The 26,042-nt window shown below is 50.0% G+C and carries 20 protein-coding genes and 1 pseudogene; 6 read left to right on the top strand and 15 right to left on the bottom strand.

What is annotated here, in order from left to right; genetic code table 11:
- Position 1: 1 nt before the first annotated feature.
- Positions 2–739: a response regulator gene (locus ACXAF9_RS12060; RefSeq protein ID WP_475074450.1), complete on the bottom strand. Its 738-nt coding sequence runs from the start codon at positions 737–739 to the stop codon at positions 2–4.
- 233 nt (positions 740–972) lie between these two features.
- On the opposite strand from ACXAF9_RS12060, the gene ACXAF9_RS12055 reads away from it, so the two are divergent.
- The gene (locus ACXAF9_RS12055) at positions 973–1,935 is read left to right on the top strand and encodes a carbohydrate kinase family protein (protein WP_475074447.1); all 963 of its coding nucleotides are present in this window, start codon (positions 973–975) and stop codon (positions 1,933–1,935) included.
- Between the two features lie 140 nt (positions 1,936–2,075).
- Positions 2,076–4,214: a TonB-dependent siderophore receptor gene (locus ACXAF9_RS12050; RefSeq protein WP_475074444.1), complete on the top strand. Its 2,139-nt coding sequence runs from the start codon at positions 2,076–2,078 to the stop codon at positions 4,212–4,214.
- A 50-nt stretch (positions 4,215–4,264) separates the two neighbouring features.
- On the opposite strand, the gene ACXAF9_RS12045 is transcribed toward ACXAF9_RS12050, so the two are convergent.
- The 8 genes from ACXAF9_RS12045 to ACXAF9_RS12010 all read right to left on the bottom strand — a co-directional run bounded on the left by ACXAF9_RS12045 (position 4,265) and on the right by ACXAF9_RS12010 (position 15,275).
- Positions 4,265–5,368 carry a FlgD immunoglobulin-like domain containing protein gene (locus tag ACXAF9_RS12045; RefSeq protein ID WP_475074442.1) on the bottom strand — a complete coding sequence of 368 codons (1,104 nt, stop codon included), beginning with the start codon at positions 5,366–5,368 and terminating at the stop codon, positions 4,265–4,267.
- Entirely contained in the window at positions 5,365–6,237 is an 873-nt protein-coding gene (locus tag ACXAF9_RS12040; RefSeq protein WP_475074440.1) for a TolB family protein, read from the bottom strand. The genes ACXAF9_RS12045 and ACXAF9_RS12040 overlap by 4 nt, the downstream gene beginning before the upstream one ends.
- Positions 6,234–6,827 (bottom strand): hypothetical protein, encoded by a 594-nt coding sequence (locus tag ACXAF9_RS12035; RefSeq protein WP_475074437.1) that lies wholly within the window; start codon positions 6,825–6,827, stop codon positions 6,234–6,236. Before ACXAF9_RS12035 ends, ACXAF9_RS12040 begins: the two co-directional genes overlap by 4 nt.
- 50 nt (positions 6,828–6,877) lie before the next feature.
- Positions 6,878–7,879: a chromate resistance protein ChrB domain-containing protein gene (locus ACXAF9_RS12030; protein WP_475074434.1), complete on the bottom strand. Its 1,002-nt coding sequence runs from the start codon at positions 7,877–7,879 to the stop codon at positions 6,878–6,880.
- Between the two features lie 170 nt (positions 7,880–8,049).
- Entirely contained in the window at positions 8,050–8,532 is a 483-nt protein-coding gene (locus ACXAF9_RS12025) for a hypothetical protein (protein ID WP_475074432.1), read from the bottom strand.
- A complete protein-coding gene (locus tag ACXAF9_RS12020) occupies positions 8,522–12,439 on the bottom strand; it encodes an RHS repeat-associated core domain-containing protein (RefSeq protein WP_475074430.1) in 3,918 nt (1,305 codons plus the stop codon). The genes ACXAF9_RS12025 and ACXAF9_RS12020 overlap by 11 nt, the downstream gene beginning before the upstream one ends.
- A 4-nt stretch (positions 12,440–12,443) precedes the next feature.
- Positions 12,444–12,782 carry a hypothetical protein gene (locus ACXAF9_RS12015; protein WP_475074428.1) on the bottom strand — a complete coding sequence of 113 codons (339 nt, stop codon included), beginning with the start codon at positions 12,780–12,782 and terminating at the stop codon, positions 12,444–12,446.
- Between the two features lie 9 nt (positions 12,783–12,791).
- Complete coding sequence (locus tag ACXAF9_RS12010) at positions 12,792–15,275, bottom strand: PKD domain-containing protein (RefSeq protein WP_475074426.1); 2,484 nt, start codon at positions 15,273–15,275, stop codon at positions 12,792–12,794.
- Positions 15,276–15,543: 268 nt separating this feature from the next.
- Between ACXAF9_RS12010 and ACXAF9_RS12005 the strand changes: the two are divergent.
- Together ACXAF9_RS12005 and ACXAF9_RS12000 are read left to right on the top strand one after the other, a co-directional pair.
- A pseudogene (locus tag ACXAF9_RS12005) lies at positions 15,544–16,008 on the top strand (MFS transporter); the annotation flags it as partial.
- Complete coding sequence (locus ACXAF9_RS12000; protein ID WP_475074424.1) at positions 15,941–16,600, top strand: MFS transporter; 660 nt, start codon at positions 15,941–15,943, stop codon at positions 16,598–16,600. The pseudogene ACXAF9_RS12005 and the gene ACXAF9_RS12000, both read left to right, overlap by 68 nt.
- Before the next feature lie 126 nt (positions 16,601–16,726).
- Here the strand turns inward: ACXAF9_RS12000 and ACXAF9_RS11995 are convergent, their stop codons facing one another.
- Positions 16,727–17,389, bottom strand: a complete 663-nt coding sequence (locus ACXAF9_RS11995) for a cation efflux transmembrane domain-containing protein (protein ID WP_475074423.1) — start codon at positions 17,387–17,389, stop codon at positions 16,727–16,729.
- A 96-nt stretch (positions 17,390–17,485) separates the two neighbouring features.
- Here ACXAF9_RS11995 and cadR point away from each other — a divergent pair, with 96 nt between their 5' ends.
- Together cadR and ACXAF9_RS11985 are read left to right on the top strand one after the other, a co-directional pair.
- A complete protein-coding gene (gene cadR / locus ACXAF9_RS11990; protein WP_475074421.1) occupies positions 17,486–17,929 on the top strand; it encodes a Cd(II)/Pb(II)-responsive transcriptional regulator in 444 nt (147 codons plus the stop codon).
- Positions 17,930–17,937: 8 nt separating this feature from the next.
- A complete protein-coding gene (locus ACXAF9_RS11985) occupies positions 17,938–18,807 on the top strand; it encodes a copper resistance D family protein (protein ID WP_475074419.1) in 870 nt (289 codons plus the stop codon).
- 51 nt (positions 18,808–18,858) lie between these two features.
- Here ACXAF9_RS11985 and ACXAF9_RS11980 read toward each other — a convergent pair whose 3' ends face one another.
- The 5 genes from ACXAF9_RS11980 to ACXAF9_RS11960 form a co-directional block, all read right to left on the bottom strand.
- Positions 18,859–19,206, bottom strand: coding sequence for a copper resistance CopC family protein (locus tag ACXAF9_RS11980; protein ID WP_475074417.1), 348 nt, complete (start codon positions 19,204–19,206; stop codon positions 18,859–18,861).
- Positions 19,207–19,224: 18 nt separating this feature from the next.
- Positions 19,225–22,365: an efflux RND transporter permease subunit gene (locus ACXAF9_RS11975; RefSeq protein ID WP_475074415.1), complete on the bottom strand. Its 3,141-nt coding sequence runs from the start codon at positions 22,363–22,365 to the stop codon at positions 19,225–19,227.
- Positions 22,366–22,376: 11 nt separating this feature from the next.
- A complete protein-coding gene (locus tag ACXAF9_RS11970) occupies positions 22,377–24,218 on the bottom strand; it encodes an efflux RND transporter periplasmic adaptor subunit (RefSeq protein WP_475074413.1) in 1,842 nt (613 codons plus the stop codon).
- Positions 24,215–25,543, bottom strand: a complete 1,329-nt coding sequence (locus ACXAF9_RS11965; RefSeq protein ID WP_475074411.1) for a TolC family protein — start codon at positions 25,541–25,543, stop codon at positions 24,215–24,217. The genes ACXAF9_RS11970 and ACXAF9_RS11965 overlap by 4 nt, the downstream gene beginning before the upstream one ends.
- Positions 25,544–25,626: 83 nt before the next feature.
- On the bottom strand, positions 25,627–26,019 hold the full coding sequence (locus tag ACXAF9_RS11960) for a hypothetical protein (protein ID WP_475074409.1): 393 nt from the start codon (positions 26,017–26,019) through the stop codon (positions 25,627–25,629).
- Positions 26,020–26,042: the final 23 nt, after the last annotated feature.

Below are 26,042 nucleotides of genomic sequence, written 5' to 3'. Positions count from 1 at the left end.
ATCAGCACTGAATGACGTTGCCGTGAAACACATAACCAACACCGCGCTCTGTGCGGATGTACGTAGGCTGGCGCGGATTGGGTTCGATTTTGCGACGTAAACGCAGGATCAACACATCGATGGTGCGATCAAACACATCGGTATTGAGGCCTCTTGTGGCTTCTAAAAGCTGATCTCGACTGAAAGCGCGATTTGGCGAACGTACTATCACCTCCAACAGGGCAAACTCCCCATAGGTCAGTGACTCGGATTCACCATCTGGGCGTAGCAGCTCGCGGGCGGTCAGATCCAAGACCCAGCCATCAAAGGACAAGCGCTCGTGGCTGAATTTGTCCTCTTTACGGGCAATGGGCTTACTGAGCTGAGTGGTTCGGCGCAGCATCGCACGCACACGGGCGAGCAGTTCGCGGTTATTAAAGGGCTTCATCAAGAAGTCATCGGCGGCCAGCTCCAACCCTAAGATCCGGTCGGTTTCATCGCCTTTTCCGGTCAGCATCATGATCGGGATGCTGGAGATGTCGCGAAGCTCGCGCGCTAACAGCATGCCATCTTCCCCTTTTAAGCGAAGATCCAAGATCACCAAGGAGTGCGCCTCACGCTTAAACGCATCGCGCATCTCTTGCCCATTGGCCGCACAGGTGACCACAAACCCGTTATCTTCGAACAGATCTTGCAGTAACTCGCGCATGTCCGCCTCGTCATCAACGACAAGAATCCGTTGGCGCATCGCCTCGGTCATTGGGCTCCCCTGATACTCTTTTGACAGCTGTTTTATAGTATTTTGCGCTGTGATATCACAGATTATCTTAAAGATTATTTCAAATGTTACAAAAAGCGAGGTTTCTGTTCATTTCGTGTTTACAAGTGTCGTGCTTAATGGAAAATTTGCGACTTTAGCCGCAGACGTTCCCCCATCGGATGAACGCGACAATAACAAGAATACGACTGTGTCGTTAAGCTTACGGAGCCTCCATGAAAAAGGTGATCGCCTTTGGTGAAGCATTGATTGATATGCTCTCGACCACTGTGACCGATGAGTCCAATAACACCCACGAAGCCTTCATCAAATTCCCAGGCGGTGCGCCGGCTAACGTTGCGGCGGCCGTCGGCAAACTCGGTGCGCCAAGCTACTTTGCCGGTAAAGTGGGCAAAGATATGTTTGGTGACTTCTTGATCGACACCCTCAACGGTTGTCGGGTGCACACCGATTACATGCTGCAAACGGAAGAAGCCAAAACGGCGCTGGCGTTTGTCTCTTTGGACAGCGAAGGCGAGCGCAGCTTTGAGTTTTACCGCGATGCCTCGGCGGATCTGTTATTCCGCGCCGATGAGTTTCAAGATGCGTGGTTTAAAGAGCCAGGTCTGTTCCATTTTTGCTCCAATACCTTAACCGTTAGTGGCATCCGCGATGTGACCATTGCGGGCGTTCGTAAAGCGCGTGAAGCGGGCTTTTTGATCAGTTTCGATGTTAACTTGCGCCATAACCTCTGGCCCAAAACCGAAGATGCGTTTAGCAGCGTATGGCGCTGTATGCCGTATGTGGATTTGCTTAAGGTATGCGCTGAAGAGTTGGAATACTTGTGCGGTGAAGAGCCCCCCGAAGCGGTGATCGCTCGCATTCTCGAGAACGGCACCAGCGCCATCTTAGTGACCGATGGCGGCGAACCGCTTAAGTACTACACCAAAGCAGGTAACGGCGAGGTGACCCCACCGAAAGTGAAAATGGTCGACAGCACAGCCGCTGGCGATGCCTTTGTCGGCGGGATGCTCTCGTCATTGGCCAAAGCCGATATCGATCGCGCCGCCTTCATGACGCTGTGCAAAACCCCAGAAGCACTTCGCCCAACGCTGGAGTTTGCCAGCCGCTGCGGCGCCTTTGCAGTCACCAAAAAAGGCGCGATCAATACATTGCCAACCGAAGCGGATATGATCTAATCAACGCCATCTAACCCGCTCATAAGGGGTTCTTCGTTTCTGGAACTCCTATTCCGCGCGCTGTGACATATCGTCGCATCAGGAAATTCAGGCCATTCACGCCGTTATAATCCGGCCACTTTAAAAGTGGAAGATCCATAATGAGCATGTACGCCGCCCTGAAAAAACGCTTTATCCCTCGTGTGCCCCTGACGGTTGTCCCCTTAGCGCTTGCAGCCAGTCATGCAGCCTATGGGAGCGATCACAAGTCGAATAACACCGAAGAAAGCCTGCCAGAATTATCTGTTATCAGTCAGAAGCCTAGCTATGTAGCGCCAGTATCCGTGGGCGGTAAAGAAGCCGAAGACAGCCGCGAAGTTCCCCATTCGGTGTCCGTTATCACGCAACAGCGGATACAAGATCAAAACTTAACCACGATTCCGGAGGTGCTCAACCAAGCCACTGGCGTTACGGTAATCGCCAACGATACGACACAAAGCCAAATGCGCTCCCGCGGCTACTCTTTAGGGGTTATGTACGACGGTATTCCGGCCACAAACGCCTTATCTGGCTTTCAGCAGTTTGATACACCCATGTACGAGCGAGTGGATATTCTAAAAGGGCCCGTAGGCATTTTAACCGGCAGCGGCGACCCAGGCGGTGTCGTTAATCTTGTACGCAAAAAAGCCGAAGAGGAGTTCGCTTTTTCTGGGAAGGTTTCTGCTGGGAGTTGGAGCAATTATCGCTCGGACTTAGACATAACCGGTAAGTTGAACGACAGTGGCACCCTTCGTGGACGTGCAGTGCTTTCGATGACCGATCGGGACTATTTCTATGAGAAAACGCATACAGATCGATGGCTAGGCTACGGCATCATTGAGTTTGATCTAAGCCCCAGCACACAATTAACGTTCAGCGCCGCAGCTCAAAATGATCACACAGATGCTGGTTCATACGGATTACCGGCATGGTCTGACGGCCCCTTACTTGAAGTATCACGAAAAGACAATCCGATCGCCGATTGGGCTCGTTCACGTTGGAGAACCGAAGAATACACCGCACAAGCGAGCCACCAAACAAAGAACGATTGGTTACTGACGGCCCGAATTAGCCACCGACCGCAAACCTTTTTCTTTAAAGATGGTTATGTGGGAAGTGGCGTCGATACGACAACTGACACCATTAGCTATGGACGCCGTGAACGAGATTATGAGTACGAGCGCAACTCCATCGATCTCTATGCCACCGGACCTTTCGAGCTATTTGGTCAAACACACTCTCTGCTCATTGGTTATAACGTCGAGAACTTTAGCCAGAGCTACGAAGGTGTGAATGCCGACAGCATCACCGATATCCTCTATGGTCAGTCCTATCTTGTTCCTGACTTTAATCTGGCATACGACCGTGGTGGTAAAACCGATGTTCGCCAGAGCGGTGTTTATGGACGAACCAAAATCAGCCTAGCCGATCCTCTTACCCTTGTCCTTGGCGGGCGCTTTAGCCAATACGATTCACGATCACGAACAGCTTCCCCAGGTACGCCCTCCAACTGGGTAAAAGGCGCTAAAGCCGATGATGAGTTTACGCCCTATGGCGCCATCCTCTGGGATCTAGACTCAAATTGGACCGTCTATGCCAGTGCCAGCGATATCTTCATCCCTCAAACCCAAGAGCGTTTTGATGGCTCAACCTTAGATCCTAGAAGCGGACTACAAACGGAAGTTGGGCTAAAAGCGGCCTTTCTAGACGGTCAATTAAATGCATCTCTTGCCTGGTTTCGCCTAAGGGATACCAACCGCCCTTATGAGGATCCAGACCATGTCGGTTATTACTTAGGTCGTGGTGAGGTGGAGAGCACCGGTTGGGAAATCGAATTGGTAGGGCATCCAACCCCCAATTGGGATATCCAAGCGGGCTATACATTGTTAGATACCGAATACACGAAGGACGATAGTTCCGAAGGTGAAGCTTTCACAACATGGGAACCCAGACACACGTTTAAGCTCTGGAGTATGCATCATATGCGCTCTGGTCGTTTTGAAGGTCTGAGCTTTGGCTTAGGTATGAATGCCATGAGCGAAAGCTCGGCCGGTACAGGTAGTTGGGGAGTTCGCCGCCAAGGCGGCTACGCGATTCTCAGCGCAATGGCTAGGTATATGATCAATCCTAACTTATCCCTAACCTTAAACGCCGATAACTTAACGGATCGCACCTATTACACGCGCTTAGGTGGACTCAACACTTACAACACGTACGGCACACCTCGGAACTTCACGCTTTCTTTGAATGTGGATTATTGATGTGAAGTTCATGGTAAAGAAAAGACCTCGGTTGAGGGCTTTTCTTTATATTACGGAGCGTTATGATCTACAGACTTAAACCTAAATGGAATAGATTTGACACCCACTTCGCCTCTTAGGCCTGACACATTAATCACCAGAACGTGCTCTTTATCATCAATAACAGACGAGCTTGGGGACCATTTCCACTTCATAGGAACATAACCTTGTTCCTGCTCGGAGATAAATTCCCCATCTAAGAAAAATGCGATTTCGTAGAAGCTATTTTGAAGCTGTATTTTATCTTGCTCGTTCATATCGACAGTGATGTAGCAAGGGCAGGTGACCTCGGCAACACCATCATCATTAATTGCCTGATCAATAAACTTCGCTTGTACCTCAGGCGTGACCTCCAAGTCCTTTGGAAAGGAGTAATGTCGCTCTATGGCTTTTCCATCACGCTCGTATACCACTTTTTCGGCTTTAGCATTGTCATTTGAAGGGTGATTGAGAGTGCTGCGGTATGCTCGATAAGAAGCACTCGGTTGCCCGCTAACAATAATGGCGTTATCAGGAAGAGCATACGCCCTTACCATAAGCGCCCAATCCGATCTGGACTTGATATTGATCACTTTATCTTGATCGTAACCGTCCCACTTAACTAACACTTCACCCGCATTTTTGATGTCCCAACCGTTAAGAGTGCGCAGTAAAGGGCCACCTTTAACTCCCACTCGACTCAATACACGGGCCGGTTTACTTAACGTGAAAGTGAAGTCTTGGCTATCGGTGCGTTTGATGGCTAAGTTCTCTAGTACTTCTCCACCTGTCGTACGATGATCTACTCTCTCTGTGGTGCCGTCCTTAAACGAAGCGCTCAAAACGGCTTGATAGGCTTCATCGGGTACAACATGCCCTTCACTGTCTTTTCCATCCCATTGAATGACTTGTTGACCTGCCTCTAACGCACTATCGGCTGCAAGCTTGCGGATTAACTCGCCATCAGGCGTGTAAATATCCACTGAAACCTGAGCTGCCTGATCCAACGTAAGCGGGATTTCGAACACCTCGCCTTTACTGGGCTGAAACTCATTTGTGACGAAAGGAGAAACCGTCAAAGAAGAGGCGAATACCGACGAGCTGACAAGCCCGAACACAGCCATTAAATATTTCATGGGTTAACTCTTACATTGCGAATTAATGTAACCGACTTAGGTAGCGGTACTGATGACAAGGCTTGATGAGAGAAAATCTGCAGTGTTGGTTGGCCGGCTTGATAGGATAGGAAGTAAATATTCCCTTGTTGATCAACAGCCACATCGGATTCTTGAGATGAAGACTCCGTTAACTGCGAAGCTTCGAGGGATCCCAAATCCTGCGACCAAACTTGATAAGGACCATTCCGGTTACTTATAAACAATAACTGCTGTGTATCAGCGTTCAGTACAGGCTGTCGGGCGATGTGGTGTTGCAGGGTGATCTGTTCAGCTTGTCCGCCGATGATGTGCTTTCGCCATACCTCTTGGATGATTTTTCCACAATCGATCACACAATGGACATTACCATAATACAGCCAACCCTCTGCCACATAGGGTTCGAACTGCGAAGATGCTTGGCGAATAAACGGCGTGAGTTTCTTGTTTTGATACCGAACGATATCCGCTTTTGAACTCTCACCAGAGGGCATATAAACCATGAACACCGATTGCGTGTTTATGTCATACACAGGTTGAGCATAGCTATCGCTCCCCTTTGGGGTAAGCAGCACACGTTCTTCACCTGACAGTGGTTTCTCAACTAATTGCGCCTTGGAATTGATGTACAGCACTCGCTGCTCAGTTGGAATGTAATACAGCTCACGAGGCTCATCATCGAAGGTTACTTTCTGATAATCAGAAGATTCCAGCGGGCGATAAAGCATGACCCACTGGTTCTGCTCGTACCCCAAGAAGTAGATCGACTCATCCGCTAAAGCCTGCACGCTCATGCACAAACAACAGCACAGTGACCAAAGCGCGCCCCATCGGCGAATCAGAGCCTTCATGCAAACGCCTCTTTACGGTTAACTGACAGCAAGCGTACACAGCCAACCAAAACGACACTAAAGGCCGTAGTGCAATACAGATAGAACATGGGCCCGCTTTTTGTCTCGCTGCCAACCCCCAAACCATGAACAAAAATCATCGCAAAAATAACAAAGGATAGGCGGTGAGCATTGATCGCACTTCGATTACGCGCTGTATACACACCGGTGACGATTAATACGGGTAACAACCAGAGTGCGGTTACGCCTAAACCTAACAAGGTATGGTAGTAATCGGCAAAATTAGGGACTAAGGTGCCCCACGATACGGAGCCTTTACGAAAACTCACCGCGCTCATAAAGAGTAATGCGTGCGCAAGCATCATGATCGATAGAGAAATACCCATCAAACGATGTAGGGATTTATTAAAGCTTGGAAAGATACCTTCAAACAGGGTGTTTCTCACCATCGCTGCCATGATGTGCAGCCATAAAAACAGATAGGCGTATAACCCCACAATCTTACAAAAAACGTACAACCCTTGGCCGTTGGGTGATACCCCGGTGAAGTAGTGGCTTATATCCCCTTCGGATACAAGCCACGCCATCATGGGTATCGTTAAGCATAGAATCCAGATAAGTCCCTTTATCGTCGACTGCATTATCCATTTGCCTCTGATTTGATTCCGCAGCTTGCAGGGTTTTGAATACAGCCGTTAAGGGCAGAATTCGCCTCCTCTGCAGGCAGGGCTTTGCTTCCCGTTACTGGCAGTCCAACCGCTTTCCAACCGTTAATGCCAAACGGGTTCATAATCACCGCCTGATCGATACCTGCTTTTAGCTTTAGCGCTTTTGCAAGCTCAAAACCACGGAAATCTTTTAAGCAGTACGCCACCACCAAATCAGCATCCTTGAATTGATCACCAACGGAGGCATCGACCTTTCTTAGCTGCATATTAATCGCATTAGGAATGTGAAACTCTGCAAATTCACCCGCTTCACGCGCATCAACAAAGACAACTTTTTTGCCCTCTCGCATGGCGGTAAGGACTTCGTCCACAGGGAGCTCATCCACTAATTGCTTTTCTTCTTCAGATTCTTCAAACGGCATCGTTTGGTTGGCGCACTCATCATTCACAGTGAGTGACTGATAAAAATCACCTTGGGATACACTGGTTGAATCGTTTTTAAGCGCAGAAGCTAAGTTATCAAAAAACTCTATGTAGCACGCAGCGCTCACCTGATCTCGACCAAAGTGCAGCTGCATATCTCGAAACGCCGTTTCAGTAATCTCTGAGCGTGGATGACTTGGCTCCCCCCAGGCTGTCACTTCAATATCATGGATGATCTGAATAACCTGTTCCGTTTCAGATGATACATCCATGTTGTAATGCTGCTTTAACTGATCAATCGTCGATGATTCACTGTTACGATAAAACGAAGCATTAGGGATATCGAATGCCGTTGAGTCGTCTAAAGATTCATTTACCGGGATCAATCTAATAGGAGCTTTAGGGTCTAAATCTCGATGGATCATCCAGATTGAAGCCCATTTGTCTGGGCCTATGCCTTGCCATGTGTAGTAAGTATCATTCTTATTACAGGCAGACAACTGAATGGCAACTACTAGTATTACAATTATAGATGCAAAAAATCTAGACATAATTATTTTCTATCAGTCATATCGAAATATACTAAAAACCATTTTATCCTGTAATTAAAAATATAAATAACAGACTATTGTTTTTAACAATCAACTAAAAACTCGCTCATGTTTTACTGCACCATCAATATCACTACGCTTAAAAATATAATTAGGATAATTATCTCGACCTAGTATTTAACTTTAGGCCAATTTAGTCCTTGAGCTTCTATCTGAACCACTTTATTGCCCGCAGGGTCAATTGAAAAGTCCAAAAGCAATTTATCTTTCAAATCAGCCGATAAAAAAACTACCACCCCCTCATCATTAATCTCAAAAGGAAATGAAAAGTTAACATCTTTTATACTACCAACTTTATACAAACCACAAATATTGGTTTTACTAGTCCAAAGATATACTTGCTCATTATTAGTTTCATATAAACCTTGGATATAGCTACCAAACCGTGCATCATCTTTTTCAGAAAAACCTATCTTGAATTTTTCGATAGGTAAATTTTCTAGAGTCGATATTTCAGCCCGAACTTCATCAACTTTTTCAACAGATGACAAGTCATCCTTGTTTACGGCTTTATTCGTAAGCATTCCAAGCTCTAAAAAATAAGAAGCAATGTTGCTTAAATATTCTCGCCTACTCTTAACGTTAGTCATCATAGTCTACCTTAGACTTATTATTACCCAATTTAGGTCGACCATAGTCGTTCATTCGAACTTGGCCAGTAAGCGGATCTGTTTTTACTGTGCCAGCTTCCCAATGACCTTGGCCAGGATGACTCCTATCAAGAGTTTGTTGTTGGACTGACTTTATTTCAGTCCCCCCTCCAGGCTTTGGTACTTCATATTGGTATTCATGGCCTGAAGCATTTCTAGATTGCGAAACGGGCTGTTGACTGGTTGGAATCCCTTGCTCCCTCATAACCTGTTTTCTTGCTGCATTGCTTGAAATATCACAATTATGAACCAATAACTTTAAGCTAGATACGAAATAAGTATGATAGTCAGCAACTTCTAAGTTATAGGTATACTCATGCTCTCCGGTGTTTCGTACTGATACAACACGAACATCTGGGCCACTTTGAGTCTCAATAGTATGATCAGCAGCCAAGCTGGTTGTATGAACAAAACCCTTGCCTTGGACATAGAACGGATGATCATCTGTTGTCCTCAGAACTTCTCGATGGCCATCATCACTTTCGACTGTTACCTCAAAAATGAGTCGATATTTCTTGAATACATTCGTTACAGGCTTAAGGCTTACCTCACGTGTCTCAGTATCTTTTGAGTAGACCTCATCCCCAACCACCAAGCTTTCAATATCTTGATAGCCATCTTCCGTTAAGACTTGAGTACCAGCGACAAAACAGCAAGTACCACTTAGCTTCTTCGCATGTTTGACACTTCGAACAGCTAGACCACCACCAGAGGCAAAGGGTACAAACGCGCTCGCGATATCAGCTCCAAGCGCTGCTAAATTTTCACCTAAGTTGTCACAATCATTGATGACGTTATCTTTAACTAGGCGGTATAAGTCGTAAAGGATGTATCCAATATCTAAAATAGTATCCAGAATCATCCCACTGGAATCAGTCTGGTTAACCGGATCATTCATTACATAGCGATAGAAGTTGTAATCGCCCGAAGCAAGCTCGATAGGGTCTTGAGTTATAAAGCGCTGTAGGCTAGGCGCGTAGTAACGAGCACGATAATAGTAAAGGTCATCGGCATCGTACTCTCGACCGGTAAAACCGTATGGATTGCCCGTCTCAACGGAAGCCGTTTTAAGGGTTTCACCGTAAGGGGTGTATTCATAACTCTCAACAGTAGTACCCGATGCATCGGTTAAGGCAATGATCGAGCCTTGATGATCACGGTGGTAGTAGTATGTATCGCCATTAGTCGTGATGGATAGCGGCGTATCAATACTGCTGCTATGAACTAAGGTTGAAACAACACTGTTAGAACCATCAAGAATGGCGACAATATCAGAGCCATCGTAGAGATAACGCTTAGTAATACCGTCTTCGGTTTTCTCATATCGGCGTCCCAGTGCATCGTATTTGAATGAGAACGCCTGAACGTTGATGGTATTCTGATACACATTGTAGTTCGTCAGCTGATTACGATGGTTGTAGGTAAACTCTTTAACCTCTGTACCATCAGCGGAGGTCTGCTTGGTTAAGTTACCGGATTCATCGTATTCAAATGTGTAGCCATTGTTATCTAAAAGCTGATGGGTATCGGCGTCGTATTGCGCCCCACCATTTAGATTGTTACCTGCAGCATCGTAGTTATATGTCTGGCTACCAGCTTGTGTTAATCGAGTGATCTGGTCATAAACATAATTGACCGACTCGCCATTCACGCTTTTCTGTGTGATTAAGCCGGTCTTATCGCGCTGGTAGTCCAGCGCGTCATTACCGGTTGCGATCCGAGTTAAATTGTAAGCGGCATCAAAGGTGTAGTTCTCTGCCAAGCCATTCGGTAAAGCGGTCTGGTAAACTACACCATTACCATCGTACGAAAACTCAAACGTACCGGCACTGGTTTCTAATGATGTTATAGAACCCGTTACATCGCGATGATATTGGTAGTCCTCGCCCATAAACGCGAGAGAGGAGCGAGCGCCATTTTGGTCATATGCGTAGGTTAACCCCAAGCCCAGTTGGGATTCGCCCGTTACACGCCCATCAGCATCATATAAATAGGAGATCGTACCGATTACATTATTAACCGAAGTAACATCGCCACGCGCGTTGTAATTCACATTGATGGTATCGCCCGCTACAGAATGCGAGGTCATTCGGTAGTTGGTGTCGTACCCGAAGGATTCGATTTTTCCGTCAAATCGATCTATTTGTGTTAATACACTGGCTTGATTGTAGCTGTAGGCTGTTTCACGAAGATCGGGACGAATCTCCTTATCCAATCGCCCGTAAGTATCGTACTGCCAAGATGTAACGTTCCCAGCCGGGTCAGTAAAGCTCAAAGGACGCCCAGCTGCATCGTACTCGCTGAGTGAAATTTGCCCCAAAGCGTTGGTAGTTTTAATCGGGCGATCGAGAGCATCGTACTCATACTGAGTAGTGCGCCCTTCCGCATCCGTTTGACTGATCATGCGCCCTAGAGAATCGTACGTAAACGAGGTTACATTACCCAGCGGATCTGTCGCGGTTAACACCAACCCCATCGAGTTGTAGGTAAACGTATTTGTAAGGCCAGTTGGGGACTGGCTTTTCAGTACGTTACCTTTCTCGTCGTAGACTAAAACTGAGCGACGACCTTTAGCATCAATCACGGCCACAGGTCTTAAGTCATCGTCATATTCGACTTTGGACTCTGCCCCTGATGGGCTTATAAGCTTAATGGGCTTTGGTGAGTCACCGGAATAGACCATTTGCGACTGCCGAGAAGATGGCAGTGTTGAGGATACTTTGCGACCTTGAGCGTCATAACTGGATTGCCACGTTTGACCTAACTTATCGGTATAGCTAACGAGCTTTCCATCAGCATTGTAGCTGTAGTATTCGGTATTACCGCTCGGATCAGTTTTCTCGGTAATGACCTGATCGTCATTGTATTTAAAGCGCCATTGCTTATAGTCACGGTTGCGCTTAGTGGTTATTTTGTTGGTGGTATCGTATGTATACGTGTATTGATCACTTCCTTCCGTGTAGGAAGTTACTTTATTGCCAGAGTAGGTAACCTCGGTAACGACACGCCCTGATTCGTCTGTAATTTTGGTCAGTTGCTGATAGGTAAAGCCATCTGACGAATCTTGATACTCGACGTACTCGAATGTGCGAACCCCACCAAGCGGGTCAGTAACGGAGACTAAGTTGCCCGAAACATCGTAATCGTAGCTCCACGTTCGGCCAGAGTGATCACGGATGCTAGACACAAAACCGCTGGTGTTATAAACCAAACTAATTGAACGTGCATCAGAACTGATTTTCTGGATACGTCCTTGTGCATCATAGCTATAGCTGATCCCAACGCCGCTCGCATCGACCGATTTAACCAACAAACCCGCGGCGTTGAATTCACGATAATTTCCTGCCGTATCTGTCAGACGGCGCATGGAACCTACGACAGCAACACTGTTACGCTGCCCATTAGATTTAAACTTACCTGCACCCGTTGCTTTATATTCGTGGCGTTTACCGGATGCTTTGCGCAGCACGAAGCTGACCGTACCATCTGCATCAACGACCTTAGTCAGGGACGGATCACAACTTGAACTCCAGCCTTTACCAAAAATACCCGTTCGAGGATCGTGAGAATTGTAGGTACGAGAAATCTTTAACGAAGGACGCCCCGCTAGAGCGATATCGCTCTCTGTCCAAATAAAATGACCAGTAGGGATATAGACAGGTGACCCTGTGCTTTTACATGGATCGCATTGGTCCCCATCACAAGGTCCCGGCGGCTGTCCATCATTCCAATCCGTCGTGTCATGCCCCTGATCCCAAGGAAAGTGATACGCAAAGCTTGGAGCACTAATACCCAATAGAGCTACCGTTAAAAAAAGCGCTCTAAAAATACGTCCTTGTATTTTGTTCATATTCCTATTCCCCAATCTGGCGAACTAAATCATCAAATCGTTTTTGAAGCTCGTTTAAATAGTCTTTATCTTCTGGATACTCGATGTACCAACGTTTGATCGCTTCTTGATGCTGGTTACTGTAACGAATATGCTCACCAGAGGTGGTTCCATAAGCATCGTAGGTACTGTTAATCTCTTGTCGATAATCGCGGTCGGTTTCGACGCCTGTGACTTTTTCATTCAGTTGATCAAGCGTGATCTCTCTGACTTTGATTTCGATATCGACAAAGTCTTGTACCGAGATATCTTTAGCCAAAGCAAGGTTAGATACCGCTAGCAATAAAATTAAGATAAATCGCATGGTCAGGCCTTAGTAATAAACTTGCTGAAGTGCATATTCAGTGATGGATTGGAAACCGTTCTGATCGACCGCTTTAATACCTAAACGATACCGACCCGGTACGACATACTCCCCAGATTGGTTTTTCCCATCCCAGATGATCTGATTTTCACCTTCACTCAAACTTGGATAACTGATGACGGAGACCAAACTACCGGTATCAGCATCATTAATGGAAAGCTGAACATCGGATGCTTTAGAGAGCGTAAAACGAATGGTACTTTGAGAGCCCTCAACAGAATCGGGCGTCAAAATAGTCGGCGAGACGGATAAGTCTGATACGTGCGATCCACTTCTTAGATAAATTTCATTATCCGCTAAGTAGTAGCCAAAGATACCAAATAGGAAACTGTCGCCTTCTGGCGGGTGGATTAACTCACCCTCGGAGTTTTCACCGTTCCAAGTAATGGTATGTCCGCCTTTACCCAGTGGTTGACGCTGCATAAAGGTGACTAGGCGTGTATTAACGTTATAGCGACCTATAAAAGCGGTCACTTCCGATGCACGACTCAGTGTAAAGTTAATCTCTAAGGGCTCGCCCGCTAATGGGCTAAATGAACTTGGTATATTAGATCGCGAAGGGTTATAGCTGCCCCCACCTGTTGAGGTAGAGAGGTCTAATCGAGCGTCTGAACCATCCGCTTGCACATAAGAGAGAATGGCGCGATATAACCCCTCTTTAGCAAGCGCGCCAGAGTCATCTTCTCCGGACCAAACATCTGAATACGTTCCAGCGGTTCGGAGTTCTTTATCAGCTAATGTACGAACCACATTACCAAAGCGGTCCTCAATTAGGATGCTCACTACAGTATCCGCACTTAGATTACTGTTAATGATCGATTGATCGCCTTCGGATGTATCGATCGTATCTTCAGTACGCGACATACTCACTACCGGAGTGACGACGATTTTGACTACATCAAAGGCCGTATAACCTTCTGCATCCGTTACCAGCAGCTTCGCAAAATAGGTTCCAGCTGCTCGATAAGTAAACGATGCTGAGGCGCTAGAAGAGGATTCGAAATCAACCACGCCATCCCCTTCAAAATCCCATTGCCAGTTAGTTAAAGCCGAACCCGTTGGAGAACTCGCATAACCAGAGAAGCTCACAACCAAAGGGGCCGTACCGGATGTAGGAGACGCATTCGCCGTAACTACCGGGTAGTTTTCTGGGTTTACATTGATTTCGATGTCTTGAAGCTGATAAGTTGTTGATTCACCTAAGGTGTCAGTCACCTTTATAACTGGCTGGTAACTGCCTTCAGTTTCATAACTAAACTGTGTATTTGTGAGCCCGCTACCCAATACATCGTATTGGCCATCCCCGTCAAAATCCCATTCGTAGTTGCTGACGCCCTCATTATCTGATGCCGTTGCATTAAAGCTAACCACAAGGGGCGCTGGTCCATTTGAAGGAGTAGCACTTGCACTGACAACTGGCGGCTCATTCGTTACGGTAATGACGACATCACCCGTCGTCTCATTACCGTCTGAGTCTGTCAGCTTGAGAGTAACGGTATAGTCGCCTGGCTCATTAAATCGATAGCTTTGGTTACGTCCAACGGTTTCAGAAACATCGTAGCTTCCGTCGCCATCAAAGTCCCATTCGTAGGTTTCGATGGCTGTACTGGTTGCGTTATAAGGCTTAAACGAGACGTCTAAGGGAGCAACGCCCCTCTGTGGTGTGGCAATAGGTAAAGCCGTTGTTTCTGGTTCAACCGTAATCGTGAATGTCGATTTTCGAGTATTGCCTCTTTGGTCTTTCACCGTAATAGATAATTGAGCAATCCCAGCTTCCCAGTAAACGCCATTTTGCGGTTGAACCACCAAATTTCCCGCTTTAAAAGAAACTTTATCGTAAGGGACACCGTTCAGTGCAACAGATAAGCTACTGCCGTCTACACCCGAAACATCATCGATAATTTGTAAAAGAATACTTCTAGAAATTTCGGATAACACATTAGAAGAAGGGTAAATCAGGCTAACAGTGGGGGCTTCGGTATCAGGAATCTGAGCAACGGTGACGGTTCGTACCACTGTCACGGTATTCCCTTCGGAGTCTGTAGCAGTATAAGTCAGTTGATAAGATCCTATTTTGGATGAATCCACTTGGCCTGTTACGGATACAGATATATCGCCATCTTCCGGGTCATTTGCGCTGGCCCCCGGTTCGCCAAAGGATGAACCAACATAAATGGTAACTTGCTCTTCACCATTGAGGGTAATTCTTGGACTTTGTCCCACTGAAGGGTCTGGATTACTAACGCCAGAGGTATCTTCGTCATCACCATCAGGAGAACTGCCATCTGAAATATCGGGTGTTTCTGTTTCTTCAGATGAGCCTGAACCGTCTTGATCGGCGGAACCATCACCCGAACCCGAACAAGCCAAAAGGAATGACGAAATAAAACACACAAGGCTGAATTTCAGCCAGACGCGGAAAAAGGAAGACATAATCCAACAATCCCTGTTGTGATAAATGTTTAAAAAGTAGGTGTACTTTTATCCATAAAAGCGGCCACAAAATAACCTACAGAGCACACTTATACAACTGAAAATCCGATTCAATCCCCTTTTTACATGGATTCTCTATTCAATGACTTAAATATGAGACGGTTATTTGCCTGCCATCCCCCTTCCCAATCATTGATATACTCCCCCTCCCTTCGAACCAACTCGCCCAGTCATCGTCTATGAATGACCCGACCACAAAAGGACGAGATCTATGAGTACTGCAACGACCTCTGACACTCACCCCGAGGAGGCCGATCACAACGCCGAAACCGAGCGTAAGCGCATCATGCCGATTTTGGGTGGGCTTATGTTGGCCATGTCGCTTGCATCGCTAGATCAGAGCATTGTGAATACGGCCTTGCCCTCGATGGCGAGTGATTTGGGTGGACTTGCGCATCTTTCGTGGGTGGTGACGGCTTTTATGCTCAGCTCCACCGTGGCGACGCCGATCTTTGGCAAACTGAGCGATATGTACGGGCGTAAGCCTTTGCTGCTCAGTGCGATTTGTCTCTTTTTGATGATGTCGATTTTGTGCGGGGTGGCTCAGTCCATGGGGCAGCTGATTCTGTTTCGACTGCTGCAAGGCATCGGTGCAGGCGGGCTGCATGGGCTTTGCCATGATGAGCGCGATGGTGTTTTTGCCTTTGTATTTTCAGCTGGTTTTAGGCCTTAACCCGGCCGAATCCGGTGCCATGTTACTGCCGCAAGTGATCGCTATGATGCTGACTTCGGTGTTTGGTGGGCATACCTCCTCCAAGATCAATCGCCCCAAAATCTTTATGATGGGCGGCATCGCCTTAGAAGCGGTCGGCCTGAGTATGATCGCCACCCTAGCCTACTTTCAGGTTGAGGCGCATTGGTCCCTGTGTGCGCTGGCCATCCTAGGCTTGGGGATGGGTGTTGCCATGCCGCACGCCACGGTGATCGTTCAAAATGCCGCGCCCAAAGGCACCATGGGCGAAGCCACGGCGACCATGGCGTTTATCCGCTCCCTAGGCGGTGTGTTGGGTGTCGCGGTGTCGGGTGGCGTGATGAAATCCACCTTATATGATGGCATCAGTCACATCAGCCCAGATATCGATATCCAAACAATCATAGATACCGGCATGGATGCGGTGGTCAATCTACCGACGAGTATCCGCCCCGAGATTGAGCTTGCGTACAGTCAGGCGATTACCGTTTCCTTTGAGATTGGCGGAGCCGTGATGCTGTTCGCGTTTTGCTTATCCATGCTGATCAAACATCAAAAATTGTCGGATGGATAAAAAAGAAAGCCCTCCAAAAGAGGGCTGAGTGAGAAACAGTGTGAACCGTTGCAGATAAAGCACGCCTTTAACTGAACAGGCTAAGCTTAGCTGCCTTGTTTGACCGTTATATGACAAAGCTCGACGTTAATGGCTGTGATGATGCCCGCGCGCATCTGCTTGGCTTTCTCCGCTTTGGATATCGTGTTTGGCATGACGCAGGATGGATACCCCACTGTGCAGCGCCAATACAGCCATGATGCTGGCCACGATCAGATCTGGCCACGCGGCCCCGGTACCAAACACACCCAGCGCTGCTAAAATCACCGCCACATTGCCGATCGCATCGTTGCGGCTGCACAGCCAAACCGAGCGCATATCGGAATCCCCATTACGAAACCGATACAGCATATAGGCCACCACCACATTGGCGATCAGCGCTAGAAAGCCGATGCCGGTCATCACCATCGCTTCTGGCGTTTGCCCATAAAAGAACGACCAAACAGCATGGCCAAGCACGCCTACGCCGAACACCACCATGGTCAGGCCTTTAAGCCATGCCACACGGGCGCGCCATGCAAGGCCCATCGATAGGACCACCAGCGAAACAAGGTAGTTAGCCGCATCGCCAAAAAAGTCGATCGCATCGGCCAGCAGGGATACCGAATTGGCCCCAAACCCGGCCGACAGCTCGATGATGAACATCCCCGCGTTGATGATCAGCGCAACCCACAGCGCTTTGCGGTAACGACGCCCTGCTGGGGTGTCGTCGATGCCAGTTTTGGGGGCACTGCAGCAATGGCCAGCCATAAAGAACTCCTTCAACACAGTGTTGATTGATGATGAGTGATGAAACCCATTAAACAGTCTATAGTCACTACAGGGTCAACCTTTTTAGGAGGGATTATGCGCATTGGTGAGCTGAGTAAGAAAACCGGCGTCGATATTGAAACGATTCGCTACTACGAGCGCGAAGGGCTGTTACCGCCACCGGCTCGGGAAGCCAACGGTTATCGACATTACCGCCCGCTGCACGAAGAGCGCTTGCGCTTTATTCGTCACTGCCGAGCGCTGGAGATGTCCTTGCACGACACTCAAACCCTGCTTGGCGTGCTGGCCGAGCCCAAAGCGGGCTGCGAAAGGGTCGATGCGTTGATCGAACACCACTTAGAGGCCGTACACGAACGCGTCGAGCAGCTCAAAGCGTTAGAGCAGCAGTTACAAACGCTGCGCGCTCGTTGCGATCACTCCCAAACCGTCGCTGAGTGCGGCATTGCCGAAAACCTCCAGGCCGCCGCCCATGGGGAGCCCTGCGTGTGCCATAATGATCTTCAAAATGCTCAGCAGTAGAGGCGTTTATGATCGACCCCGCACTTTGGAGTACCGCCATCTGGATCGGCCACGGGCTGATGTATGCTACCGCCAGTGGCGTCATCGGTGGGCTGTTTTGTCAGTGGCTTATCCATCGTAGCTCAGCACTACAGACCTCGTTTTCCACCTTTATTCAAGTCAGCGCCGTATCAGGCTTACTGCTGGGCGTGGGGTACTTTTTCCTAAGAGTGGGCGAGGCGGCCGATGAAGGGTTAGCGGGGTTTACAGATCCCTTTTTGATCGATCTTTTGTGGACCAACAGCGTCGGTGAAGCCATTCGAATCCTCTTGATCGGGTTTGGACTGGCTTTAATCACCCCATCCTTGCTGCGACACATTCCTTACCTCGGCAAAGTAGCTGGCGTGCTCAGCATCGTGGCATTGGGAGCCGCGTTTTCACTCTCTGGACACACAGCCGAACAACCTTTGATCACTCAGATTGCGCTGACGGTGCATGTGGTGGTGGCGTTAGGGTGGATGGGCTCGTTATACCCATTATGGGTGATTACACGCATCCATCGCCCCGATCAGGCCTTTGCCCCGCTTGCGCTCTTTGGCAAAGTCGCCCCGCTCCCCATTGCGCTGTTGGTGATGGCGGGCGCGTGGATCAGTTATCAATTAACCGGCTGGAACCACCTTGTAGACTCACTGTACGGCAATTTACTGCTGCTAAAAGGCTTTGGTGTATTTCTACTGCTGGGTTTTGGGGCGTGGCACAAATTCCGCTTGGTACCCAGATTGCTGAGCGCAGCGTCCGGCGTGCCTTTGCAACGCTCGTTACTGGCCGAGGCTTTGGTGGGTGCCGCGGTAATCCTCACTACCGCGGCGCTTACCGGCATTACTGGCCCGCACAGTTAACCGCCCTATCTTAAAAAAGCCGCCTCAGTGGGCGGCTTCTTAGTGGGCAGATCAGTGCTGCATAAAGCCAAACGAGCCGCTCATGCTGTGACCATCTTCGCCCATTGCCTTCCATTCGACCTTGTAGTTGTCAGGCGCGAGCGTTGGCATCATCACTTTGAAATGCTCCTTCATCTCTTTAGAGCGGGTAAAGTCGATCGCCACAGGCTTACCCGAGGAGTCGATCACACGCAGTTTCAGCAGCGCCATCGGCATCTCAAAGTGCAGCTCAACGTGCTCAGTTGGCTCCATCATCATCGCGCCATCGGCTGGGTAGGTTTTGCCCATATCACCGTGTGCAAACGCAAACCCCGAGAACGCTAACGCAGCAATCGCTACGGTCTTTTTCAATACCATCATTGTTATATCCTTCCTGTTTTAGACTGAACCTGAAGCGTCTGCTTTCAGTGTACGCTTCTTCCAAAGAAAATAGATCGCTGGCAGTACCAGCAGCGTCAGCACAACCGCACTGACCATCCCGCCGACCATCGGGGCAGCTATACGGCTCATCACTTCTGAGCCGGTGCCGGTACCGTACAAAATCGGCAGTAATCCGATGATGACCGCAGCGGCCGTCATCATGACAGGGCGCACTCGAAGGCCCGCGCCTTTAAGCACAGCCTCGCGAAGGGCAGTTTGATCGAGCGTTTTACCCGCTGCTTCATACTCTGTGACACACGCCTTCCACGCTTGATTAAGGTAGACCAGCATGATGACCCCAATCTCGACCGCCACACCGGCTAAGGCAATAAAGCCAACGCCGACCGCCACCGAAAAATTAAAGCCTTGCCAGTACATGAGCCACACGCTGCCGACCATCGCCAACGGCAGGGTGCCCATGATGATGAGTACCTCGATGGCGTTACGGAAATTAAGATACAAGAGCACCACAATGATCAGTAAAGTCAGCGGCACCACGTAATTGAGCTTCTCCTTCGCTCTCAGCATGTATTCGTACTGGCCCGACCAGTTCAATGAGTAGCCTGGCGGTAAGGTCACCTTATCCGCCACCACGGCTTTCGCCTCTTCGACGTAGCGGCCAATGTCCACATCAGCGATATCCACGAAAGTCCAGCCGTTGAGTCGAGCGTTTTCGCTCTTCAAGCCCGGCGGGCCCTCTTCTACATAGATGGATGCCACATCCCCCAACGCGATACGCTGGCCGGATGGCGTGACCATCGGTAAGAGCGCCAACTGCTCTGGCGAGTCGCGGTAGGATTGATCGTATCGAACATTGATCGGATAGCGCTCCAGCCCCTCGACCGTGCTCGCCACGTCCATTCCGCCCACCGCCGAGGCGATGATCGCTTGGAGATCGGCGATGTTCATCCCATAGCGCGCGGCTTGATCGCGCTCAATATCCACCTTGATGTAACGACCACCGGCCACACGCTCAGAATAGACCGAGGCCGTGCCCTCGACTTCCGCTAAGACGCTTTCCAGTGACAGACCGATTTCCTGAATCACCTTCAAGTCGGGCCCTGCAATCTTGATCCCCACAGGGGTTTTAATCCCGGTGGCCAACATATCGATGCGGGTTTTGATCGGCATCACCCATGCGTTGGTCAGCCCTGGGAATTTCACTAAACCATCCAGCTCTTTCTTGAGCTTCTCGGTGGTCATCCCCTCGCGCCACTGATCTTGGGGTTTGAGCTGAATAAAGGTTTCGATCATGGTAAGTGGCGCGGGATCAGTGGCGGAATCCGCACGACCGACCTTACCAAACACCGTTTCAACCTCAGGGAGGGTGCGGATGATCTTATTGGTTTGCTGCAGAAGCTGGCGTGCTTTACCAATCGAGATACCGGGATAGGTTGTTGGCATGTACATCAGATCCCCTTCATCAAGGTCCGGAATAAACTCACTGCCCAACTTATCCAACGGCCAAAGCCCGATCGCCAATACCACCAAAGCCCCCGCCAAGGTGGTTTTCGGAAAGCGTAGCACCGTCCGTAAAGCGGGCATATAGCCTGCGGTCAGAACGCGGTTGATCGGGTTTTTGTGCTCTGGCATCACATGACCACGAATAAAGTAGCCCATCAACACCGGCACCAAGGTAATGGCCAGTGCCGCCGAGGCCGCCATCGCGTAAGTTTTGGTGAAGGCCAATGGCGAAAACATCCGCCCCTCTTGTGCCTCCAGCGTGAAGACCGGCACAAAACTCACGGTGATGATCAGCAAGCTGAAAAACAAGGCAGGCCCCACTTCACTTGCGGCCGCGCTGACCACCTTCCAGCGGTTTTCAGCGGTCAGAGGCGTGCGCTCCATGTGCTTGTGCATGTTCTCGATCATCACGATCGCCCCGTCGATCATCGCCCCGATGGCAATCGCGATACCGCCTAGGGACATGATGTTGGCGTTGATCCCTTGCCAGTGCATAATGATAAACGCCGTTAAAATCCCCACCGGCAAGCTGATGATCGCCACCAACGACGAGCGCACGTGGAACAGAAACACCACGCAGACCAGCGCCACGACCACAAACTCTTCCAACAATTTGTGCCACAGGTTTTCGACGGCGCGATCGATCAAGGTGGAGCGATCATACACACTGACCACCTCAACCCCTTCCGGCAGGCTGGACTTGAGCGTTTCGAGCTTCGCTTTTACCCCTTCAATGGTGGTTTGAGCGTTCTCGCCAAAGCGCATCACGATCACACCGCCAACCGTTTCGCCCTCACCGTTTAGTTCCGCAACCCCGCGGCGCATCTGCGGCCCCAGCGAAATATCCGCCACATCCATCAAGCGAATGGGTGTGCCGTTTTGTCGAACGCCCAAGGGCACTTGGTTCAGATCATCGATGGACTGGATGTAACCCGAGACCCGCACCATGTACTCAGCCTCGGCCATCTCGACCACCGACGCCCCCACCTCTTGGTTACCTTGGCGAATGGCGTTCTGGATATGACTGAGCGGCATGTTGAGCGCGCGAAGCTTATCGGGGTCCACCTGCACTTGATACTGACGCACCATGCCGCCAACGGTCGCCACTTCGGATACCCCAGGCACCGTCTGCAGCTCGTATTTTAAGAACCAGTCCTGCAAAGAGCGTAACTCCGAGAGATCATGCTGTCCGGTGCGATCCACCAGCGCATAGAGATACACCCAGCCCACACCGGTCGCATCAGGCCCCAACTGCGGACGCGCGTTCTCGGGCAAGGACGGGGCGACTTGGCTTAAATACTCCAAGACTCGGCTGCGCGCCCAATAGATGTCGGTGTCTTCATTGAAGATCACATACACGTATGAATCCCCAAAGAAGGAGTAGCCGCGCACGGTTTCCGCTCCCGGCACCGACAGCATGGCGGTTGTCAGCGGGTAGGTGACCTGATCCTCAACCACTTGGGGCGCTTGGCCGGGATAACGGGTTTTGATAATCACCTGCACATCGGAGAGATCTGGAATCGCATCCACCGGCGTGTTTTTGACCGAATACAGGCCAACGGCGATTAAGATCACCGTCATCAGCAGCACTAAGAAGCGGTTGCCGATTGACCAACGAATGATGGCTTCAATCATAACAAGGCTCCTTACTCATCCGCCGCGTAGAAATCGGTCACAAGGTAGCGTTGCCCCTCTTTGCTGATCTCAAGGTGCACCGGCTTATTCAGCGGTATCTCATCGATCTCGACCCACTCATCCAGCGTGAAGTCCATCGTCATGGCCGGCCAAGACCACTCAGGGATCGCTTCATGCGCTGCATTTAACGAGCGCTTTTCGGGGTCTACCGACAACACCGTTGCCTTAGCCCAGACTTTATTGATGGGTTTAGCCGGTTCTGCACTCATTGCTTGGCTTGATGCTGACTCTTTTACTTGTTCAGACTCTTCTGCCATCTCATGGCCTTGATGAGCGGAATGATCTTGAGCTAGATCAGCCGCTTGCACAGGTGCCGCACCCTCTGGCTGTTCAGGGATGTGGATCTGGGTAATCTCGTATTGATTATCCTTACCACGGGTAACCTCCAGATGCGCGACCAAGCCTTGTTTAAGTGCAGAGGCATCCAACCCTTCGGCCAACGTAAAGTCCATGGTCATAGTAGGCCACGACCACGCTTCAATGGCGGCGTGATCAACATTGATCTTCTGGTTGGCCAAATCCACGGAATTGATGGTCGATTCCACCCACACCGAGGTCGGCTTGGCGGCTTTTTTCTCGGCATCGGTCATCATCCGCTCAAAATCAGACGATTTGCTGGATTCAGAGTCCAGCATGAACTGCGCCGAGGTCACCACGCGGTCCCCCGCCTTCAGCCCTTTGAGGATCTCCGTATGCTCGGTATCACGTAACCCCGCTTCAACCGCCACCGATTTAAAGCGCCCATCACCAAGCGCCATCACGACACGATCTTGCTGACCGCCTCGAATCAAAGCCTCGTTCGGAATCAAGGTACGTTCTTGATCATCGCTGACCATCACCTTCATCCGCGCAAACATGTTGGGTTTCAGCTCACGATCGGGGTTTTCAAGCACCACGCGGATTTTCAGTGTTCGGGTGGCCGCATCCAAGGTTGGGTACACGTAATCGATCAACCCGATGCGTTGCTCACCCGGTTGATAGTCCAAGGTGACTTGCACCGGTTGCCCCGGTTTTATCCATTTGGCCTGACGCTCAAACACTTCGCCTTCGAGCCAAACCTGATCCAAACTGGCAATCGATAACAGCGTCATGCCGGGCTTGATGTAAAAGCCATCCTGAATCGATAAGTTATCCACAACGCCATCAAAGGGCGCGTAGAAACGAACAGTCTGCACCGATTTTCGGTTCTTCTTCACCGATGCGATAACCGAGCTTGGCACATTCAACGCGGTTAAACGCTGCTCGGCGGCGCGCACTAAACGCAGCTCCCCACGCGAGAGCGCAAACAGCAGCTCCTCTTGCGCGTTCACCAACGCAGGGGCATAGAGATCGTAGAGCGGCTCCCCTTTTTTAACCGGATCACCGTTACTTTTGACGTAGCTTTTCTCGATCCACCCCTCGACCCGAGGGTGAATATGTTCGATGCGGGTCTGATCGTATTGCAGATACCCCACGCTTCGAATCTCAGGTTTAAGTGCGCCCATCACCACATCGGCACGCTTCACACCCAAGTTATTGACCACCTCTGGCGCAATTGAAATTAGCCCCGGGCTATCGCCTGCAGCTTGATCCTTAGCATACACGGGGATCAGATCCATCCCCATCGGGCTTTTGCCCGGCGCATCGCGTCGGTAATTCGGGTCCATCGGGGCCACCCAGTAAAGAGGCGCATCGTCATCGCCCCCCGATGCCATCGAACCTGAGTTTTGGCCCATGAAGCCCAGCTGATAAGCACCCACCACGCCTAAGGCGCCCATACAGACACCGGCCACTAACGTGATTACGGTTTTCATAAAGTGCCCTCCTCGTTGGCGGTGTAGGTCGTCATCAGGTAGTTCAAAGCCGCATGCAACCGCGCTTGTTCAAACTCTAAGGAGAGCAAAGTCAATTGGGCGTTCAGCTCACGAATGCGGATCTGAACCACCTCGGCAAAGCGGCCATTATCGACACGGTATGCATTCGTCGCGGCGTCCGCTGTTTTTCGGATACCGGGCAGCAGTTGTTGGGTATACAGAGTGCGGCGCTCCGCGATGACCTCAACTTCAGCGACTAAGTTGTGGAACTGTGCGGTTAAATCCCGCAACAGCAACTGCCGCTCGGCCAATAACGACTGAACATCGCTGTGGGAGGCCTTAAGCTCGGCCGTTTGTTTCTGGGTGGAGAACAAAGGTAGATCCACACTCACGCCTACACTGAGCAGATCCGCCCGGTCCCGCCCCATCGCATCCGTCCCACGAAGGCCGTAGCCAGTGTTGATCGACCATTCTGGCTTAAACGCTTCTTTGGCGATCTTGGTATCGGTTTTGGCGACCTCGATCGCTTGGGTTTTCGCAACCAGCAACGGGTGCTCAGTGAAGGTGCTATCTAAGGATTGAAACTGATCAAACGCCTCATTGAGTGGAATGCTCGGCTCGCCCGCGACCGAATCATAGGCTCTAGGTGCCTCGCCAACAGGGGTGATCAACCCGCTTAATTTCGACAGTGCCAAGGCGTGCATGCGTTTGAGTTCGGTTAAACGATCATCCAACTCGATCAGCTCGACTTTGGCTTGGATCAGATCCTGTTGCTGCGTACCGCCCAAGGCGTAGCTGTAGTTACTGATCGCAATGTCATTGAGCTGCTCAAAGTAACGGCGATTTTGCTCGATCAAAGCGATGCTCTTTTGCGCTTTCAACGCTGAAAGCCAAACGCTTTCGACCTCTAACTGGGTTTTCGCGTTACGTTCGGCGCGTAAAGCCGGCTGCAACTGGGCGCTTTGTTCCCACTTTTGCTTCGACAACGCCAAGGTGTCGCCCCGAGGAAATCGCTGACTTAGCCCCACATTCAGCTGAGTCATCCCCTCTTGGTGGACATCAAAGGTATCGATGGGCAGGCTCAATAAGCCCACCGTCAGTTTGGCATTGGGCAGGGCATCGGCCCCTTGGGCCATCTCCCAACCGGCTTGCTCTTTGGCGCGGTTTGCCTCCAACCATGGATCGAAGGTTTTGGCCTGCTCTATGGCCGATTCAAGGGTCAGGCTGGACGCATAGGCGGTATTGGGCAGTAAAGCAGGTGCCATCATAACCCCTACACACACCACGCAACGTGCGGTAAACGCCGCTTGGAATAAGCGCTTCATAGTGCTCTCGTATCAATGTAAACAATAAACAGTGAGCACGTTTTGCAAAAACGTATTAAGGCAAGGACGCGCTCGCGAGTGATTTACACCAGAGAACGTCTAGGAGGGATAAAAAGCGCGCTCGCGCGAAGTGACGGCGAGGCGTCTGGGTCTTCAAACAGCGCGGGGGCTTTTAGCGCCACGAACAGATGATCAAAATCGAGCATATACCCAAGATGATTACAGTGCGTGGCCGAACAGTCCATATCGACTGTATTGGATGAGTCATCGACACCTGCATCCATCGCCTCGTGGCACGAGGGGGTCGATGCGTTGTCCATCATCGCAACATGATCCGACAGGGGGTTCATCTGTGCACTGTGCACCGACATGGAGACACCCGAACCCACCACACTCAGCACCATCAGACACACGAAAACCAGCACGTTGAATCGTGCAAGCCCAGTGCGTTTTAGGTAATGGAGTATCGAGAGCATAGTGACCTGTCATTTGTGAATCG

This window comes from Neptunomonas sp. ABH4_499, from assembly GCF_056160565.1.
Note: the sequence above shows the minus strand (reverse complement) of the source record. Positions and strands in the feature narration are given on the sequence as shown.

Bases quoted from the DNA above. Each gene is read 5' to 3' on its own strand.
- ACXAF9_RS12015 (WP_475074428.1), bottom strand. From the start codon at position 12,782: ATGCGATTTATCTTAATTTTATTGCTAGCGGTATCTAACCTTGCTTTG.
- ACXAF9_RS11980 (WP_475074417.1), bottom strand. From the start codon at position 19,206: ATGATGGTATTGAAAAAGACCGTAGCGATTGCTGCGTTAGCGTTCTCG.
- ACXAF9_RS12030 (WP_475074434.1), bottom strand. From the start codon at position 7,879: ATGTCTAGATTTTTTGCATCTATAATTGTAATACTAGTAGTTGCCATT.
- ACXAF9_RS12050 (WP_475074444.1), top strand. From the start codon at position 2,076: ATGAGCATGTACGCCGCCCTGAAAAAACGCTTTATCCCTCGTGTGCCC.
- ACXAF9_RS11970 (WP_475074413.1), bottom strand. From the start codon at position 24,218: ATGAAAACCGTAATCACGTTAGTGGCCGGTGTCTGTATGGGCGCCTTA.
- ACXAF9_RS12060 (WP_475074450.1), bottom strand. From the start codon at position 739: ATGACCGAGGCGATGCGCCAACGGATTCTTGTCGTTGATGACGAGGCG.
- ACXAF9_RS12010 (WP_475074426.1), bottom strand. From the start codon at position 15,275: ATGTCTTCCTTTTTCCGCGTCTGGCTGAAATTCAGCCTTGTGTGTTTT.
- ACXAF9_RS12045 (WP_475074442.1), bottom strand. From the start codon at position 5,368: ATGAAATATTTAATGGCTGTGTTCGGGCTTGTCAGCTCGTCGGTATTC.
- cadR (WP_475074421.1), top strand. From the start codon at position 17,486: ATGCGCATTGGTGAGCTGAGTAAGAAAACCGGCGTCGATATTGAAACG.
- ACXAF9_RS12040 (WP_475074440.1), bottom strand. From the start codon at position 6,237: ATGAAGGCTCTGATTCGCCGATGGGGCGCGCTTTGGTCACTGTGCTGT.
- ACXAF9_RS12025 (WP_475074432.1), bottom strand. From the start codon at position 8,532: ATGATGACTAACGTTAAGAGTAGGCGAGAATATTTAAGCAACATTGCT.
- ACXAF9_RS11965 (WP_475074411.1), bottom strand. From the start codon at position 25,543: ATGAAGCGCTTATTCCAAGCGGCGTTTACCGCACGTTGCGTGGTGTGT.
- ACXAF9_RS11985 (WP_475074419.1), top strand. From the start codon at position 17,938: ATGATCGACCCCGCACTTTGGAGTACCGCCATCTGGATCGGCCACGGG.
- ACXAF9_RS11995 (WP_475074423.1), bottom strand. From the start codon at position 17,389: ATGGCTGGCCATTGCTGCAGTGCCCCCAAAACTGGCATCGACGACACC.
- ACXAF9_RS11975 (WP_475074415.1), bottom strand. From the start codon at position 22,365: ATGATTGAAGCCATCATTCGTTGGTCAATCGGCAACCGCTTCTTAGTG.
- ACXAF9_RS11960 (WP_475074409.1), bottom strand. From the start codon at position 26,019: ATGCTCTCGATACTCCATTACCTAAAACGCACTGGGCTTGCACGATTC.
- ACXAF9_RS12000 (WP_475074424.1), top strand. From the start codon at position 15,941: ATGGGCTTTGCCATGATGAGCGCGATGGTGTTTTTGCCTTTGTATTTT.
- ACXAF9_RS12020 (WP_475074430.1), bottom strand. From the start codon at position 12,439: ATGAACAAAATACAAGGACGTATTTTTAGAGCGCTTTTTTTAACGGTA.
- ACXAF9_RS12055 (WP_475074447.1), top strand. From the start codon at position 973: ATGAAAAAGGTGATCGCCTTTGGTGAAGCATTGATTGATATGCTCTCG.
- ACXAF9_RS12035 (WP_475074437.1), bottom strand. From the start codon at position 6,827: ATGATGGCGTGGCTTGTATCCGAAGGGGATATAAGCCACTACTTCACC.